Origin of the sequence: Mycobacterium kyorinense (assembly GCF_002101735.1) — a bacterium.
In the GTDB taxonomy this organism is placed as follows: Bacteria; Actinomycetota; Actinomycetes; order Mycobacteriales; family Mycobacteriaceae; genus Mycobacterium; species Mycobacterium kyorinense.
In genome coordinates this window covers 1-16,960 of the sequence record NZ_LQPE01000003.1, presented here as the reverse complement: position 1 = coordinate 16,960, position 16,960 = coordinate 1, and the positions used below count along the sequence as shown (strand labels likewise).

Genomic DNA, 16,960 nt, shown 5'->3' with positions numbered 1-16,960 from the left:
CAGAAAATTAGGACCGAGTCCTTGAGTCGAAATTTTTCTGACAGGGCGGTACGCCGGGCTGATCGCTGCTAACCTGGCCAGTGGTATGACCGCACCAATGTTTTCGATAATCGTCCCCACATTGAACGCGGCGGCAACTCTGCCTACTTGCCTTGACAGCCTCATCTGCCAGACATGCAGCAACTTTGAGCTCGTCCTGGTCGACGGCGGCTCGACGGACGGGACCATCGATATCGCGCATGACTTCGGCGCCCGTGTCGGTACGCGCCTGGTCCACCATTCCGGCTCGGACGACGGCGTCTACGACGCCATGAATCGCGGTGTCCGCATGGCGAGTGGGGAGTGGTTGCTCTTCCTGGGCGCCGATGACGCTCTGCACGAGGCGGACACTCTGGCGCACGTGGCCGCCTTTATCGACCAACACCAGCCCAGCGATCTGGTCTACGGCGACGTGATCATTCGTTCAACCTGGTCCCGCTGGGGCGGCGCCTTCGACCTTGACCGCCTGTTGTTCGAGACGAACATCTGCCATCAGTCGATCTTTTACCGCCGAGACCTATTCGCGGGCATCGGACCCTACAACCTGCGCTACCCAGTCTGGGCCGACTGGGACTTCAACATCCGCTGCTTCTCCAACCCCGCACTGGTCACCAGGTACATGGACATCGTGGTCGCGCACTACAACGACATGACCGGGGTATGTGCCGACAAGGGCGCGGACAAGGAGTTCAGAAAGCGGCTGCCCGTCTTCTTTTGGTGGTCTGCCGTGGAGACGTGCCGACGGCAGCTGGCGCTCTTGAGGCGAAAGGAGGCCTGGCGGCAGGCGCCGCTGGCCGTGCGTCAGCAGCTGATCAGGACCAGGGCTGCACGGAAAGCTAGATCGAGCTCTTCGACGCACTGATGACAAGGCTGCCTGGCTCTTAGCTACCAGCTGCGGCACTGCCCATGCCAGTGCCCACCAGGGCGAGCCCGCCTATGGCGCACATAGCTATCAGGATCTTCCGACGGTGGGTCCGCGCCCAATCGTGCAGCCGCTGCACTATCGCCTGGGTTTTCGCTGGCGCGGCCACATAGCTGGCGAGGGTGAATTCGATAACCGCAAGCATCCCGATGACGAATGCGACGGCGGCGACCGCCTGCGTGCCCGTCGCAGCTCCCGATGCGACGATGAAGGCGAGGAGAAAGAGAACCCCGTCGAGGGGCGGCCCCGTTCCGAGGCCGAGGGCGCCCGCAACCCACAAGGATCCGTTTTCCCACGCGTTGTGGGCCCGGTGGAGTAACCGCCGGAAAGCAGACAAACCCTCCGGCGGCGTGCCCTGCGGGCGGCCCAACAGTCGCGTGATTGCACTTGGTTTATTCGACTCCAGCACCTGGGTCGACGTACTGCCGCTCGTTGCCGACGAGTGCGCCCGCTGACGCCAACGCGTCACCGAATGCACTGTCAGCAGGGCACCGATCGATAGCGCCACCACGCCCATCGCGAGTTGAATGTGCTTGACAGTCGGGTTTGTGGCCAAATTGTCCGCAAAAGATTTGAGCATGGGTGTGTTGTGCAGCATCGTCAGCGGAAGCACCACGGTGAAAATGCATGCGATCAGGTTTCCGGCCCCGTATGCGAGCAGGTTTTGTACAGGCCTGGGTCGGGAGATAACGAGAAGGGCGAGGCCAAGGCGCATCGGATCGAACCCCGTCAGAAGCCCGGAACTCAACCCCACCAGCACCAGTGAGCTCCACATGGCCGGAACACTACCTTGGCCGCTGTAGTCCGTTGGTTCTTCTGAAGCTCCCCCGTTGTCGGGGTCGCTGATGCACACGCCGTAGCCAGCTTTGATAGCTCCGGTCGCGCGGCTAAGGCGTCTCGCCGGCGGACTGACAGTGAAGACGTCAGATAGTGGCAACCGTCAAAATGTATGTGGGACACGGCGTTCGCGCATGATCGAACGACCGCCGCTCGGAGCCCAGCGTTGACCCGTCCTATAGTGGCCGGGAAAGGGCGAGCCATGAATTTCGCACGGCTATTGAAGACATGCTGCTGATGCCGGATTGACCAGATCGTCTACGGGGCCGTATGGGTCACGATCGTTTGTTGGGCGCCACCCCAGTTCGGTCCATATCCGAAGTGACGTGCGGTGGTTTGGTCGCTACTGAAAGTAAAACTGCAACTACGGCTAACGGTGAGAAAGTACGGTACGCAAATGGACAACCTGCTCGATCCGCTCGACCAGGCGATGTTTGAGTTCGGACGAGCGACAGGAGTTACTGTCGTCATCCAGGCTGTCTGGGTGTACAACGGTGCGGTCGATATCGAGGGTCTGCGGAAGTTTCACGACCATCTTCAGCGGGGGCGGTTGTCCCGCCGTATCGAACGCTCACCATTGCCGTTCGGCCGGCACCGCTGGGTAGCGCCCAACGGCTCACCAAAGCTTGAGATCGTCGCATCCCCGCGACCGCGCGAAGAATTCGACAATTGGCTCAACGAGCAGGCCAGGACCCCGCTGGATTGCGAGCAGGGACCCGGATGGCATCTGGCGGTGCTGCCGTTCACCGACGGCGGGGCCGGGGTGAGCCTTCTCGTCCCGCACTCCATCACTGACGGTCTTGGGCTGTTCGAGGCGCTGGCCGATGCCGCGCTTGGCCGAGACGACCCGATCAGGTGGCCGGTTGCTGGGTCGCGCACGCGGTGGCAGGCCGTGCGCGAGGATGCTCGACAAACTGCCCGCGATGCCCGCGCGATCGGCCGCGGCGTAGCCGCCGCAGTGCGCGTGGCTCGCCGCAGTCGTGGCGGAGTTGGACCTGCCGCCCCACTACCTGCGCTGCCCGCCGGCGCAGCCGACCGGTGCATCACCGTCCCAATTGCGACAATGTTCGTTGATGCCGACGAGTGGGAGGGTCGCGCAAACTCACTCGGCGGCAGCAGCGCGACGCTGCTTGCGGGATTGGCGGCTCGGCTCGCCGAACGAAGGGGACGGGTCAGCGCAGACGGCTTGGTCGACCTGAGGATCCCATTTAACGAGCGCACCGCCGGCGACACCCGCGCCAACGCGGTCAGCAATGTCGACATCATGATCGATCCGTCTCCTGCGGCGACCGACCTGCGCCAGATCCGCGCCGCAATCAGGGAAGCGCTGATGCGCCACCGGGAGGTGCCCGACGACGAGCGGGCAATGTTTTCTGCCGTTCCTCTGGTGCCTAAGCGGCTCATCAGAGGGATCAGCGGTAATGGGATCGGCGTCGTCTCAACCAACCTCGGTGTGATCAACCCTGCGGCCACCCGGCCGGACGGCACGGACGCCGATTATCTCGGCATGCGGATGCACTACCCGGCCGTGACCGAGGCGATGGTGCACCGGTTCGGTGGACTGCAGATTATGGGGGCGGGGAGAGCGCATGAACAGGTCTTTGTCTCAGCCCTTGCTTATCAGCCGGGCCGTCCCAACTCGAATGACGCGTTGCGATATGACCTTGCAAGCGTCTTGAAAGACTTCTCGCTTACCGGCACGCATCTCTGAACGTCCGCGCGGGATGCTCTGCCCCGCAGCGCAACCCACCAGGCTAGTAGATAGTCCAACCGCAGTCGCACTGCTATCGCGCCCAAAAGCCGAAAACCCTTACCGAAGATCCAAGAATTCGGAATAATAACCGACGCCCTGACGCCGACCACGCCCCACGTGAAGTGAAAGGTCAGGACCGCGCGATGAAGTTTGTGCTGGCAAGCTGGGGAAGTCGTGGCGACGTCGAGCCCTTCGCGGCTGTCGGTCGTGAACTGCAGCGCCGCGGACACGAAGTGTGCATCGCTGTCCCGCCGGATTTGGTTGGTTTCGTCGAGGCGGCTGGTATTACGGCGGTCGGCTACGGACCTGATTTGCGTGGCATCGCGGATGCCCACCGCGACTACTGGACGTGTTTCTTCCGCCACTTCTGGAAGCTCGGGGATTTGAACAGACTGCGGAGCGCAGTTTGGGAGCCCGTCGCTGAGCGCTGGGAGGAGATGAGCTCGACGCTGACATCCCTGGCGGATGGTGCCGACCTGCTATTCACCGGCCTGAATTTCGAGAATGCCGCTGCCAACGTCGCCGAATACCACGACATTCCACTGGCCACACTGCATTTCTTCCCGTTGCGGCCTAACGGTCAACTCCTCCCTTCCTTGCCGGCGCCGTTGGGCCGCGGTGCAATTTCAGTGTTCTGGTGGATGTCTTGGCTTGGGAGTAAGAAGCTCGAGGACACGCAGCGCAGCAACCTGGGCCTGTCGAAGACAAAAGGGTCGGCGCCGCGACGGATCACCGAGCGCGGATCGCTGGAAATCCAGGCCTACGACGAGGTTTGCTTTCCCGGGCTGGCAGCTGAATGGGCCAAATGGAATGGCCAACGGCCCTTCGTCGGTTCGCTGACGATCGAGTTGCCGACAGATGTCGACGATGAGGTTGCGTTGTGGATCGAGGCGGGAACTCCGCCGATTTTCTTCGGCTTTGGCAGCATCCCGGTGGTGTCTCCCGCCGAGAAGGTCGCCATGATCAGCAAGGCGTGTGCGCAGTTAGGTGAGCGGGCGCTGGTATGCGCCGGTTCGAGCGACTTCAGCCACGTCCCCCATTTCGAGCACGTCAAGGTGGTGGACACGCTGAATTACGCGGCTGTCTTCCCGGCGTGCCGTGCTGTCGTGCATCACGGTGCCCCAGGTACTACGGCCGCGGGGCTGCGCGCCGGACTCCCGACGTTGAGCCTTCCGACGGACCTCGATCAGACGCTGTGGGGGGCTGCGATCAAACGATTGAAGGTGGGCACCGCTCGGCACTTTTCGACCGCCACGCAGGAAACGCTGGTCGACGACCTTCGAACCATCCTGGCCCCGCGGTACGCCGCCCGGGCGCGTGAGATTGCCTCCCAGATGACCAAACCAGCCGAAAGCGTGCTGACCGCAGCCGATCTCGTGGAAAAGTTCGCCCGCGTCGGCCGTGTTGGTTGATCGGTTTTGTCGGCGCGGACTTAGGGTAAGCGTTGCCGCACCGCCGAAGGATCTGAGGACGTTGCGCAAGTAACAGGCGGAACGGAAACACGAGGGGGGGTGCGTGAACCGAATCAATGCCGTGCAGGAGGCCCTCGACGGGCGGGAAAAACGCGTCTACCTCGAGATCGGCGTTTCGTACGGGGTTGCGTTCCGCCGCATTGTCGCCGACGAGAAGATCGCGGTTGATCCGGCGTTCAACCTCTCGGCGCGTTCCCGCAGGCTCGCCGACGCGAAAGCGCGGGCCACCCACTACTTCGAGACAACCAGCGATGCCTTTTTCGCGAGCGAGACGGCCTTCCTGGAGCAACACGGCATCGATGTCGCCTTAATCGACGGGCTGCACACCTATCGGCAGGCCCTGCGCGACGTGGAGAACACCCTGCGTTATCTGCGGGACGACGGCATCGTCATCCTGCACGACTGCAACCCCGCAAACGCCTCGATCGCCTATCCGGCGGCGTCGTACGCCGATTATCGTGCGCATCACCGCTGGCGGAACCTGCTCTGGCACATGCTCGTCACGACGCCTCCCTGGAGCGGTGATGTCTGGAAGGCAATCGTCCATCTGCGCAGCGCGCGGCGCGACCTGCGAGTGGCAGTTCTCGATTGCGATAGTGGCATCGGCCTGGTACGGAAGGGATCGCCAGAGTCACAACTGCCCTACACGGCGGCGCAGATCGAGGCGCTGGGTTACGAGGATCTCGCCGCCGACCGCGAACGCTTGCTTAACCTGAAGCCGTCCGATTACCTCGGCAAATTTCTTGAGTCGTAGCTGCTGCGGGCAGCTCGGCCCGCGGCGCGGGGCCGCCGCTTCGTTTCGCCGAACGCGCACGCCATGTGAAGGGCTAGGATCTCCGCAATGAAATTTGTGGTGGCATGCTACGGATCTCGTGGCGATGTCGAGCCTTGCGTGGCGGTCGGGCGTGAGTTGCTACGTCGAGGGCACGAAGCCCGCATGGTCGTGCCGCCTGACCTGGTCGGATTCGCCGAGGCGGCGGGGCTTTGCGCGGTCGCTTGCGGACCTGATATGCGGGCCGTTCTGGAGGCGCACCGCAAGTTCTGGACTTGTCTATTCCGCACCCCGTGGAGGGTTCGGGACCTGATCGCATTCCGGCGGGGTGTCGGGGAGCCCATCATCGAGTGCTGGGAAGAGATGAGCAGGACGTTGCGGTCGCTGGCGGACGGGGTGGACCTACTTTTCACCGGCCTGAATTTCGAGGACGCGGCCGCCAACGTCGCGGAATATTACGACATCCCGTTAGCCACGCTGCATTACTTCCCGCTGCGACCCAACGGCCAACTGCTGTCATTCCTGCCGGCGCCGCTGGGCCGCTCCGCAATGAAGGCATTCTGGTGGCTGTCGTGGCGGGGTACGAAGAAGGTCGAGGATGCGCAGCGACGCGAACTCGGCCTACCCAAGGCAACAGGCCCGTCGCCGCGTCGCATTACCGAACGCGGATCGCTGGAAATCCAGGCCTACGACGAGGTCTGCTTTCCCGGGCTGGCAGCCGAATGGGCGAAATTCGGTCGCCAGCGGCCGTTTGTCGGCGCGCTGACGATGGAGTTGCCGACAGAGGCCGACGACGAGGTGGCGTCGTGGATTGCCGCGGGAACGCCGCCTGTTCTCTTCGGCTTTGGCAGCATTGCGGTGGAATCTCCGTCCGCCACGCTCAGCATGATCAGCGAGGCGTGCGCGCAGTTGGGTGAACGGGCGCTGGTGTGTTCCGGCGGAACTGATTTCAGCGGCATCCCCAATTCGGGCCATGTCAAGGTGGTGAACGCAGTCAACTACGCAAGTATTTTCCCGGCCTGCCGCGCGGTAGTTCATCACGGCGGCGCTGGCACCACGGCCGCCGGTCTGCGCGCCGGAGTCCCCACGTTGATTCTCTCGACGGACCTCGATCAGACGCTTTGGGGAGTCCGGGTCAAAAGATTGAAGGTGGGTACCGCCCGGCGCTTTTCGGCCACTAACCAGCGAACGTTGGTTGATGACTTGCGCACTGTTCTCGCACCGGAGTGCGTCACCCGGGCCCGCGAGATCGCGACTCAGATGACCAAACCCGCCGAAAGTGTCGCAGCCGCGACCGATCTCGTGGAGAATCTTGCGCGCGGGAGGTGAAGGGCTTGGAGCTGCGATGAAATTTGTGCTGGCGGCCTATGGGACGCGCGGCGATGTCGAGCCCTTCATCGTTGTCGGCCGGGAGCTGGTGCGTAGAGGGCACGAAGTGCGCGTGGCAGTCGCGCCCAACCTGGTTGGCGACGTCGAGGCGGCCGGGCTTCCGGCGGTCGCTTACGGGATGGATTCGCAGGCCGTGATCGACACGCACCGCGACTTTTGGACGAATCTTTTCCGCAACTTCTGGAAGATCCGGGAGGTGGTCCGGCTCTGGCGCGAAATCTGGGAGCCGGGTATCGAGTCGTGGCAAGAAATGAGCGCGGCTCTTACATCGCTGACGGAGGGGGCCGACCTGCTACTCACCGGCATCAGTTTCCAGGAGGGCGCGGCCAACGTTGCGGAGTACCGCAACATTCCGTTGGTCACTCTGCACACATTCCCCATGCGGGCCCACGGCCAGTTCCTCCCGATTCTGCCGGCGCGACTGGGCCGCTCCGCGATGACAGCACTCGAATGGGTGCATTGGCGCATGACAAGAAAGGTCGAGAACACGCAGCGCCGTGAACTCGGCCTGCCAAAGGCGACACGCCCCTCGCCCCGGCGGATCGCCGAACGCGGATTGCTGGAAATCCAGGCCTACGACGAGGTTTGCTTTCCCGGGCTGGCAGCCGAATGGGCGAAATTCGGTGGCCAGCGGCCGTTTGTCGGTGCGCTGACGATGGAGACGCCGACCGCGGCCGACGACGAGGTCGCCGCATGGATCGCGGCGGGAAAACCGCCGATTCTCTTCGGCTTTGGCAGCATCCCGGTCGGCTCTCCGGCGGACACGCTCGCCATGATCAGCGCGGCCTGCGCGCAACTCGGTGAGCGGGCGTTGGTGTGCGCCGGCTGGAGTGACTTCAGCGACCTCGCGGAGTTCGAACACGTCAAGGTCGTGGGCGCGGTGAATTACGTGGCGATATTTCCAGCCTGCCGCGCGGTGGTGCACCATGGTGGCGCGGCCACCACGGCCGTGGGCCTGGGTGCCGGTATGCCAACGTTGATCCTCTGGACCTGGCCCGACCAGTCGCTGCGGGGAAAGGCGGTCAAACGATTGAAGGTAGGCACCGCCCGGCGCTTTTCGACCACCACGCAGGAATCGCTGATCGCGGATCTGCGTACCATCCTTGCTCCGCAATGCGCCGCGCGGGCCCGCGAAATCGCGGGCCGGATAGCCACACCCGCCGAAAGTGTTTTGGCCGCCACCGATCTCGTCGAGAAGGTCGCTCGGCAGGGGCCGTGTCGGTAGCCGTCAGACATAGCGACGGGCCGCCGGAGGCGCTGACTAGGTTGCAGGATCGCTTGGGACGGAAGGCAATTCGTCTTGCCGACCGATCCAGTCGAGCAGTGCACGCAGACCGCCTTCAAGGGCCCATTTCGGGCGCCAGTCGAGCTCCTTCTTGGCCGGCTCGATGCTGCAGCTAGCGGCCCGTACGTCACCGTCCCGAAACTTCGGGACGACAACCGGGTCGGGGGCATCGCACATAGCGGCGACCTTGCGAGCAAGCTCGTGGATGGTGGTCGCGCTGCCCGATCCAATGTCTAGGCAGCGCGGCTGCGCCGCAGGCCTTTGCAGCGTCGTGAGCAGCGCGTCGACCACATCGTCGATAAACACGAAATCGCGCACGATGCGACCGTCTTCGTAGACCTCCAACGGGCTCTGGACACGCGCCAACCGTGCGAAGAGAGCCACTATCCCGGTATACGAATTGGTCAACGACTGGCCCGGCCCGTAAACATTCTGCAGCCGTAGCACACTCAGACTGGCGTCGTGTGCGGTCGTCCACGCCGTGAGCATGTGCTCCTGGGCGAGCTTGGTCGCGGCGTAGATGTTGGTAGGTCGTGGCTCCGTTCGGTTTGCGCAACTCGGAAGCGGCACGGCCGCTTCGCCAGTGGGCCCTTGCGGATCCCAGATGCCGGCAAGCAGCTGAGCGTGACTACGAGGACGCGGATAGAAGACCTCTTCACCGGATTGCCAGGCGCCCTCGCCATACACCGCCCGCGACGACGCCAGCACAAACTGGTCGGGTACATGGCCGGCGCGGCTGAGGCCATCAAGAAGCTGAGCCGTGCCTACAACGTTTACCGAGGCATGACGCGTCGCCTCCGTAAGCGACTGCGCCGTTCCGGTCTCGGCCGCCAAATGCACGATCTGCGAAGGACGAAACAGCCGCAGCACCGCATCCCAGTCGGGCGCATGGGTGACGTCGCCGGTGAACAACCGCACCGATGGCAGCAGGTCGATCGGGCCGTGTCCGGCGTGCACTTGCGGATGCAAGACATCCATCACGGCGACGTCGTAACCGGCTTTGATGAGACGGCGCGACAGCGCGGAACCAATGAATCCTGCCCCACCGGTGACGAGCACGGACGTTGACAAGAGTCGCAGCCTCCGGTTCGTCTGTCAGCATTAGTGACCGGCAGGGGTGCCTAGAGCGCGGTCGGATCCGATCATATCCGGCAATGACCGGCCAGCATGGCGGTCACCGCGGCAGTGAAGAAATCCCATTGTGCTGGCACTGCGCATCAGCGCGCCTCGGCCGGTACCTTCAGGATCAGTTGAGCCGGCTGCGGACGAAGCGTGTGGGAGGATCGCGAACTCTAAACTTGCTGCGTCGATGAAGCGTCGATTGCTGGGCAAAGCGGATGTGGATGGAGAGCATGAAACTCGGGCAGGAGTTCGACCCGCGAAACAACGCACTCAACGCCTGGCGGTTAACGCTGGCGACCGGCGTTATCCTCTCGCACTCCTTCGGACTAACCGGCCACGGGCTCACCGGCCACCCTGCGTTCGACCAGCCGGCTAACCAACTTCTCAGAGACGTATGGGTCGACGGGTTCTTCGCGATCTCGGGATTTCTCATCACATGGAGTTGGTTCAACAAGCCGCAGATCCGCACCTACTTCATCGCGCGCGGCCTTCGCATCCTGCCCGGGTTATGGGTCTGCCTGATCGTCACCGCATTCGTGATCGCCCCTATCGCCGTGGCGATTCAGGGTGGTTCGGCCGCAAAGCTACTGCTGTCCACCGCACCGATCGAGTACGTCCTGAAAAACAGCGCGGTGGCGATGCTTCAGTTCGATATCGGCGGAACACCGAGCGGGATCCCCTGGCCACACGAGTGGAACGGTTCCCTCTGGACCCTCCTATGGGAGGTGTTGTGCTACATCGCTGTTGCTGTTTTCGGCGTTGTCGGACTCCTGAATCGCCGGTGGTTTATTCCTACTGCGTTGGCACTGACGCTGACGTGGTCGGCGCTGCTACCTTCGTGGGTTTTGTCTTTGTTGGAAGAACCAGCCGACACCCAGCGACACACCGACGCAGCGAAAGACCCCACAACCATCGCGCTGGTAATGCAGTCGGTCGCCGCACGTTTCGCCGTGATGTTTCTGGCTGGTGCGCTCCTCTACCGATTCCGAAAGCTGATTCCTGCTCGATGGTCGCTCGTCGCGGGGAGCCTGGTCATCGTGCTGGCGGCGAGCCTGCTGCCCAATTACCGCGTGCTCGGCGCCATTCCACTGGCTTACCTGATCATCGTTTCGGGTGCCCTTGTCCACAACAAGCGCTTGAGGCTGCGGACAGACCTGTCCTACGGCGTCTACATTTACGCGTTTCCGATTCAGCAGTTGCTCGTCATATGTGGGCTCGGCATTCTGAATCCGATCTTGTTCGCGGTCTTTGCAGCGATCGCTACCCTGCCACTGGCTGCAATGAGCTGGTTCTTAGTCGAAAAGCGGGCTCTGTCTTTGAAATCCCGGTTTAAGCGAAGAAGCGTGGCCCCGGCCGAGAAAGCTCAGTCCGGACAGACCGTTGTGGGTTAAACCACCGGAAACTGTCTGTTGGATCGCGATTGCATTCTCGCAGCGCTACTTCGACGCCAGGACGCGCTCGGCAAGCGCTCCGATTGCCGGGGCCACGAGTCGTGAGTAGTCGGCCGCGACGTGATTCCTGTCGAAGTACACCAAGGTGTTGCCGACGATGACCGGGCAGCGTTCGGCGGTGCAGAACAGTTCAGTGAGGTCGGCGTATTGTCCTTCGCCGGCTGTGGTGGCAGCGGACTCAGCCGCGATGCCGGCTTCGGTGACCGCCATCGACCGCGGCGGGGAGCAGGCCGTCGCGTCATCGAGGTGTCCGGACAGGCAAATCGGCACTGTTGATTGCGGATCCGGGATGGGCCCGAGCACCAGCACCCCGGCGCCGGTGCCGCGCAGTTGCCGCACGAGGCGGGTCAGGCCGGCGATCCAGGCCGGGTCGTATGACGTCAAACCCGACGGGAAGCCATGGGCGGCGCCGTAGCGTCGCCACAGGCCAAGCACGACGAGACGCGGGTGCTCGGCGCGTAGCCGGTCGATGACGTGGGTTCGCCACCGGCCGCACTCGGTGTACTCCCGGTGAAGCAACGGGTTGATGATGGGCACGTCCATCAATGGGCATCCCCCCTTGCTCAACGTTTCTAGCCGCCAGTGCTGCTGGGTGGCGAGTTGCTGGAATGCGGGGTTCCACATGGCGGCATTCGAGTCGCCGACCAGGGCCACGGTGGTCGGCGAGGTGGTGTCGCCTGTCACGCACTGCGGCTGGGCGACTTGGAAAAACTGGCGCATGCAGCTCTTGCGGAAGGTAGCCATTTTTCTCGCCGCCACGTCGGCGAGCGGTGGATCGAGGTTGGACGGTACGGCTTTCAGGTCGGCAGACGCGGCGACGTCGGCCTGCACTTGCGCGAACGCGTGCTGCACCGCCGCGTTGTAGGCGTCCGAGTTGTGGCCTGCCGGTGCGGGCGCCGCAGTGATGCTCGGTGTCTTGGCTGGTGCTCCACGGCCGACCGGGGCGGGCACGACCACCAGCAGCGCCACGCCCACGCAGACCGCCATCGCGGTGGCAACACCGCCAAGCGCCAGGCTGCGCGCAGGAGAGCGGCGCACCGGGGCGGCGAACCGCAACGGATTCTCGATCAAATGCAGTGTGACAACGGCCAACCCGGCAGAGAGGAGGGCAGCAGTTAGCCTGCCGGGCAGTCCCAGCGGATGGCCCAGCAGTGGCGGTGCGAGCAGCAGCACGGGCCAGTGCCACAGATACCACGAGTACGACACTCGGCCGATCGCCCGCATCGGCGACAACGACAAGAGGCGCCCGCATCCCCGAGACGCCGAGGCACAGCCGGCGCCGATCACCAGCGCGGTGCCCAGTACGGGCAACAGTGCTGCGGTGCCCGGATAAAGGGTGCTCGTGTGCAACACGGTGCAGGCCAGCAAGATCAGGCCTAGCCCCGCCCAGCCCGCGATGGCGGCGGATATTGGCGGTAGTCGGCGCCAATAGCCGGCCGTGAGTGCCACCAGTCCGCCGGCGGCCAACTGCCAGGCTCGGGTCGGCAACGAATAGAACGCCACAAAGGGCATCCAGTAAGTGGCCGCCAGCGACAACGCGAACGACACCGCCCCGACCAGCGCCAGGACTATCAGATACGGAGTTTCCGAGGACGTGCCGTGCACCGCGCGGCGTCGACGCACGCGTCGGATAAACCAAGCCGTACCGATGATCAAGGGCGGCCACACCAGGTAGAACTGCTCTTCTACACCCAAAGACCAATAGTGCAGAAACGGCGACGGCGGCATCTCAGTGAAGAAGTAGTCGGCGCCTTGCGCGAGAAACCGGTAGTTGCCGACGTATAACGCGCTGGCGATGCCGTCACCGAAGACGGTCCGAGCCTGCAACGGCGGCAACAGAATTGCCGCGCCGATCGCGGTGATGACGCCTACCGCCGCCGACGCCGGCAGCAACCGACGGGCCCGCGCTCCGTAAAACCTGCGCAGCCGGACCGTGCCCGCGGTGCGCACCTCACGCAAAAGCAGCCCGGTGATGAGGAAGCCCGAGATAACGAAGAAAACGTCCACGCCGACGTACCCACCACCGACACCGGGCACCTCGGCGTGAAAGAGGACAACGGCCAACACCGCGACTGCGCGCAGGCCCTCGATGTCTCGCCGAAAACCCTTCTCGGGCGAGCGCCCAGCCTGCACCCCCTCGACAGGGCTAACGGTGTCATCCAGCCGCACGGCTCACCAACTTGATAAGAAGAAGCGTTCTACTGATGGCGGCATTGTTGCATTCCGGCGGCGCCGAAGGCGCGGATTCGAATCGGATATTTTGGCGGATCCGCGCTGGTGACGGTCTCCTGGCCAGCTGTCCCAGTGAGCTGCAACGAATGATCCATGCGACGGTTGGTCGTACTTGGACTCTCAAGTATGAAGTCGCGCAGGCGATCTCGAACTCGCGGGTGCGTCGTCCAGCGGATCTCGTTGTGGCTTCCCCTGACTCGTTTCATCGGGCACCGTCCGAGCGCGCCACAGAACGGCTCCGCGGAGAATGGGCGAGCGGCTCGCCACCCCCCGGACGACAAGCAGCTGCCTGGCAACCGCCGCCGCTAGCGCGCGGCAAGCGCGCGACGACAGTCGGATCCAGAGACCGCTACGGTGACAGTAGTGTAAAGTCCGCTCTATCAAGAGCTTTGCAGACTGCGCCGAATACCTCGGTATGGACGCTTTGCGAGAGCGAATGCTGCAATTGCGGTCGGCCGCGCCATGCGGCGAACGATACGCCAGCCACGAGACGCGCATCCAGTACGACCTGGCCCGCCACTTGGAGGCGAACCGATGGGTATAGTCGTCAGGCGGACAGTGGATCGGACGAACCTCCACCGCATATGGAAAGCGATTCTCGTCGGTATCGCGCTTATCTTGGCCGCCGCGTGTTACTTCGTACCGGTCCTCGCCGTCACTACCGGCCTGCTTGTACTGGTCGGGCTATGCGCACGCTTTTTCTACCGGGATCGCGACCGCTACATTCCCAACCTCTATGCCCGGGACACCAAGGCCTACGACGACGCATATCGTACGTTTATCGGCCGCGCGCTTTCGGATTTGCGGCGGTGCAGGATTCGAGGCCACACACTGTTGTGGGAAGCATCCCGCCTGCCGGAACCGGTCGGCAACAATTCCGACGAACTTCTGCTCGATCTCGGCGTTTGGATTGGCTGGTCGACGCGGCTCACATCGGATGCCTCCGGCCGCCCGGTGTACGGCTTCGATACCTTTACGGGTCTTGTCGAGGACTGGCAACTGGAAAACCAGGTCCTGAAGCGTGGAACCTTTTCGCTATCGGACCCATTAGCACAACGCGCGATGCGCGAAACAGGTGTCAGCTTGCAAGACGGTGTACCCGCCGCGCTCGGCCGCAACGTCCAATTCATCAAGGGAAGCACCTATGACACGTTGGCACCATTCCTAGCTGGCCGACCCGGCGCGTCGATCCGGCTGTTCCACATGGATTTGGACACCTATGAAAGTTGTCTCCATGCACTAGAAACCTGTAAGGACCGCTTTGTCGAAGGCTCCATACTTGTCTTTGATGAGTATCTTGTCACCAGCGGCGAAATGCGGGCTTTCTACGAATTTCAGGACCGTTACCAGCTGGAATGGCGTTACCGAGCCTGGGGCCTTGAGATCATGGAAATGAATGTCGAGATGATCCGGGCGCCTTGGAAGCGCGCGTTGTATTCTCTGCTCTGGATCGCGTCGTATTGGCTGGTAGGAGAGGGTCGCTATATATGGGCATGTTTTGGCAGGCGGTTTTGGCGATTTTGGTTAGGCGCACCACTAGCTGACATCTGTTTTATGCTGGGTGCGGCCGGCCAGCGAAAGTCGGTGAGCCTCGAAATCACTGGTCTGGGTAAACTTCGTCCCACTTCGCAGTAAAGGGCATGAGAAGGATAGCTGGCTCGCGCCTGACGAATATAGCGGTCGCGTAGTTGAACTTCGACAAATTGCTGCGCAAGAGATTCGAGCTCGGTGACGATTCGAAGCGAGCGGCAGGAAACCAACTTCGAGATGTGCCATCGGATCAGCGGGAGCAGCGCGCGGGCGGTTCGTTTGGGTGCCGCGCTACCGTGCACAGAAACCGCCTCTACCGAGTAATCGACTACTCCACTTTCGGCCGAAGGACCGGATGGTTCTCTCGCGGCCTGCGGGTCCCCGGAGAGGAACCGCGTTGTCAAGTCCATCGCTGCTGGTCACAGCGCCGGCACAGCGGTCGCAGCGATCCCGTGCCGAAAGCAAAACACCGAGCTGCGTCAGGAGCCTTGGTATGACCTGAGGAACTTTGCCGAAAACTGGACCCACTCTGTTGGCTCCAGTAGAGTTTGGACCTGTTGTGCTCGTGTCGATTAGACAGCAGGGGGACCTTGTGAGCGTCAATCCCTTTGACGATGAAAATGGAAGTTTTTTTGTGTTGGTCAACGATGAGGAGCAACACAGCCTGTGGCCGACCTTCGCCGATGTTCCCGCAGGTTGGCGGGTGGTTTACGGCGAGGCCGACCGCGCCGCGTGCCTAGAATACATCGAGCAAAACTGGCCCGACATAAGGCCGAAGAGTCTACGCGAAAGGTTAGCGAAAAGCCAGGAATCTGATAGCTAACCTGTCCGGGTTCGGTGAGTCCGATGGAATTTGATGACGAGGCACTTCCGCTGTCGCGCGGGCAGCTCGACATCTGGCTTGCTCAGGAGACGGGTAGCTTTGATGAAGAATGGCATATAGTCGCGCATGCCATAATCGAGGGTGCCGTAGAACGGAATCTGCTTGAACAAGCAATCCGTCGCGTGATGGCAGAGGCCGAGCCGATCAGGGCTGCCTTTTTCGAGGTGGATGGCCAGGTTTTTCAACGGCCGATTGACGATCCCGATGTCGAGCTCCCACTCTACGATCTCACCCACCTATCGGATCCGGTGCAGGAGTTCCACCGGATAGCCGAATCAATCCGGCGCACTCCAATGCCGCCTTCTGGGCCGCTATTCAAATTTGCGTTATTTCAGACCCGGGCGAACCAATCCTATTGGTTTTTGTGCTTCCACCATCTGGTGACCGACGGATTCGGCACCGTGCTTTTCGCTAACCGGGTGGCGGCCGTCTATTCTGCCCTGATTGCAGAGGCGCCCGAGCCTCCCGCCTTTTTCGGCTCGCTGAAGGATCTGGTCACGTGGGAGACCGAGTACCAGGAATCTGAGCAGTACGCCGAGGACTTAGCGTATTGGAGTGAGAACCTTCCGCCGGAAAGCGCGCCACATTCTGGCCTGTCGCAATCGGCGGACGAACGCGACTCATCCTCGGTTTCTGATTCGGTTCGGCTGGATCCGCGGGTTGTCAGCCGCGTCCACGAGTTGTCTGACCTTTTGGGGATGCGGCGGTCATCGGTGATCACGGCCGCCTGCGCGCTGCTGGTGCGAGGGTGGTGTGCCGACGGCCCACAGGTGGTTCTCGACTTTCCAGTGAGTAGGCGAACAAGTCCAGAGTCGGGAACGTTTCCCGGGATGGTTTCCGGCGTTGTCCCACTGGTGTTGACGGTTTCCCCGCAATCGACCGTTGCCGAGTTTTGCGACCATGTCGACGCACGGATACGCGAGGCACTGGCGCATCAGCGGTTCCCGGTGCCCGCCCTTGAACGCAAAGCTCATCACCGAGGCCCAGGGCGGCCGCGCGATAGGGTCGGCGTTAATTTCGTGCCGTCGATAAATGTTTTGCCCTTCGCTGATTCACCGGCAACAGGGGCGGTTACTCGTTTCGGCCGTGTGGACCACTTCGAATTGTTCTTTTTGAGCGCCGACGGCCAACTGTCCTTGAGCACCGCGGGCGCCGCGCAGCCATGGTCGAGCTTCGATGTCCCCGACCTGGCTGCGCGTTTGGAGCGGGTGTTGGTGGCGATGACCTCCGATCCGACACAGGCAATCTCGTCGGTGGGTGTGGTTGACGGGGT

General features: G+C 62.7%; 13 protein-coding genes. 10 read left to right on the top strand and 3 right to left on the bottom strand.

What is annotated here, in order from left to right:
* Nucleotides 1-31 precede the first annotated feature (31 nt).
* Nucleotides 32-901: a glycosyltransferase family 2 protein gene (locus AWC14_RS00325; protein WP_272947980.1), complete on the top strand. Its 870-nt coding sequence runs from the start codon at nucleotides 32-34 to the stop codon at nucleotides 899-901.
* Nucleotides 902-920: 19 nt separating this feature from the next.
* Here AWC14_RS00325 and AWC14_RS00320 read toward each other — a convergent pair whose 3' ends face one another.
* Nucleotides 921-1,736: a GAP family protein gene (locus AWC14_RS00320; RefSeq protein WP_045384008.1), complete on the bottom strand. Its 816-nt coding sequence runs from the start codon at nucleotides 1,734-1,736 to the stop codon at nucleotides 921-923.
* A 459-nt stretch (nucleotides 1,737-2,195) separates the two neighbouring features.
* Between AWC14_RS00320 and AWC14_RS00315 the strand changes: the two genes are divergently transcribed.
* The 5 genes from AWC14_RS00315 to AWC14_RS00295 all read left to right on the top strand — a co-directional run bounded on the left by AWC14_RS00315 (nucleotide 2,196) and on the right by AWC14_RS00295 (nucleotide 8,409).
* Nucleotides 2,196-3,509 (top strand): condensation domain-containing protein, encoded by a 1,314-nt coding sequence (locus AWC14_RS00315; protein WP_045384005.1) that lies wholly within the window; start codon nucleotides 2,196-2,198, stop codon nucleotides 3,507-3,509.
* 185 nt (nucleotides 3,510-3,694) lie between these two features.
* Nucleotides 3,695-4,963 (top strand): glycosyltransferase, encoded by a 1,269-nt coding sequence (locus AWC14_RS00310; protein ID WP_045384044.1) that lies wholly within the window; start codon nucleotides 3,695-3,697, stop codon nucleotides 4,961-4,963.
* A 103-nt stretch (nucleotides 4,964-5,066) separates the two neighbouring features.
* On the top strand, nucleotides 5,067-5,777 hold the full coding sequence (locus AWC14_RS00305; RefSeq protein WP_045384002.1) for a class I SAM-dependent methyltransferase: 711 nt from the start codon (nucleotides 5,067-5,069) through the stop codon (nucleotides 5,775-5,777).
* A gap of 87 nt (nucleotides 5,778-5,864) precedes the next feature.
* Nucleotides 5,865-7,124: a glycosyltransferase gene (locus AWC14_RS00300; RefSeq protein ID WP_045383999.1), complete on the top strand. Its 1,260-nt coding sequence runs from the start codon at nucleotides 5,865-5,867 to the stop codon at nucleotides 7,122-7,124.
* A gap of 16 nt (nucleotides 7,125-7,140) precedes the next feature.
* Nucleotides 7,141-8,409 carry a glycosyltransferase gene (locus AWC14_RS00295; protein WP_057003297.1) on the top strand — a complete coding sequence of 423 codons (1,269 nt, stop codon included), beginning with the start codon at nucleotides 7,141-7,143 and terminating at the stop codon, nucleotides 8,407-8,409.
* Between the two features lie 36 nt (nucleotides 8,410-8,445).
* On the opposite strand, the gene AWC14_RS00290 is transcribed toward AWC14_RS00295, so the two are convergent.
* Nucleotides 8,446-9,528 (bottom strand): NAD-dependent epimerase/dehydratase family protein, encoded by a 1,083-nt coding sequence (locus tag AWC14_RS00290; RefSeq protein WP_045383997.1) that lies wholly within the window; start codon nucleotides 9,526-9,528, stop codon nucleotides 8,446-8,448.
* Nucleotides 9,529-9,821: 293 nt separating this feature from the next.
* On the opposite strand from AWC14_RS00290, the gene AWC14_RS00285 reads away from it, so the two are divergent.
* Nucleotides 9,822-10,982: an acyltransferase family protein gene (locus tag AWC14_RS00285; protein WP_045384043.1), complete on the top strand. Its 1,161-nt coding sequence runs from the start codon at nucleotides 9,822-9,824 to the stop codon at nucleotides 10,980-10,982.
* A gap of 45 nt (nucleotides 10,983-11,027) precedes the next feature.
* On the opposite strand, the gene AWC14_RS00280 is transcribed toward AWC14_RS00285, so the two are convergent.
* A complete protein-coding gene (locus AWC14_RS00280; protein WP_045384041.1) occupies nucleotides 11,028-13,205 on the bottom strand; it encodes an acyltransferase family protein in 2,178 nt (725 codons plus the stop codon).
* Nucleotides 13,206-13,808: 603 nt separating this feature from the next.
* On the opposite strand from AWC14_RS00280, the gene AWC14_RS00275 reads away from it, so the two are divergent.
* The 3 genes from AWC14_RS00275 to AWC14_RS00265 all read left to right on the top strand — a co-directional run.
* Nucleotides 13,809-14,909, top strand: a complete 1,101-nt coding sequence (locus AWC14_RS00275; protein WP_045383994.1) for a class I SAM-dependent methyltransferase — start codon at nucleotides 13,809-13,811, stop codon at nucleotides 14,907-14,909.
* Between the two features lie 487 nt (nucleotides 14,910-15,396).
* Entirely contained in the window at nucleotides 15,397-15,627 is a 231-nt protein-coding gene (locus tag AWC14_RS00270; protein WP_045384039.1) for an MbtH family protein, read from the top strand.
* A 23-nt stretch (nucleotides 15,628-15,650) separates the two neighbouring features.
* A partial coding sequence (locus AWC14_RS00265; protein ID WP_249026292.1) for a condensation domain-containing protein occupies nucleotides 15,651-16,960 on the top strand: 1,310 nt, incomplete at its 3' end.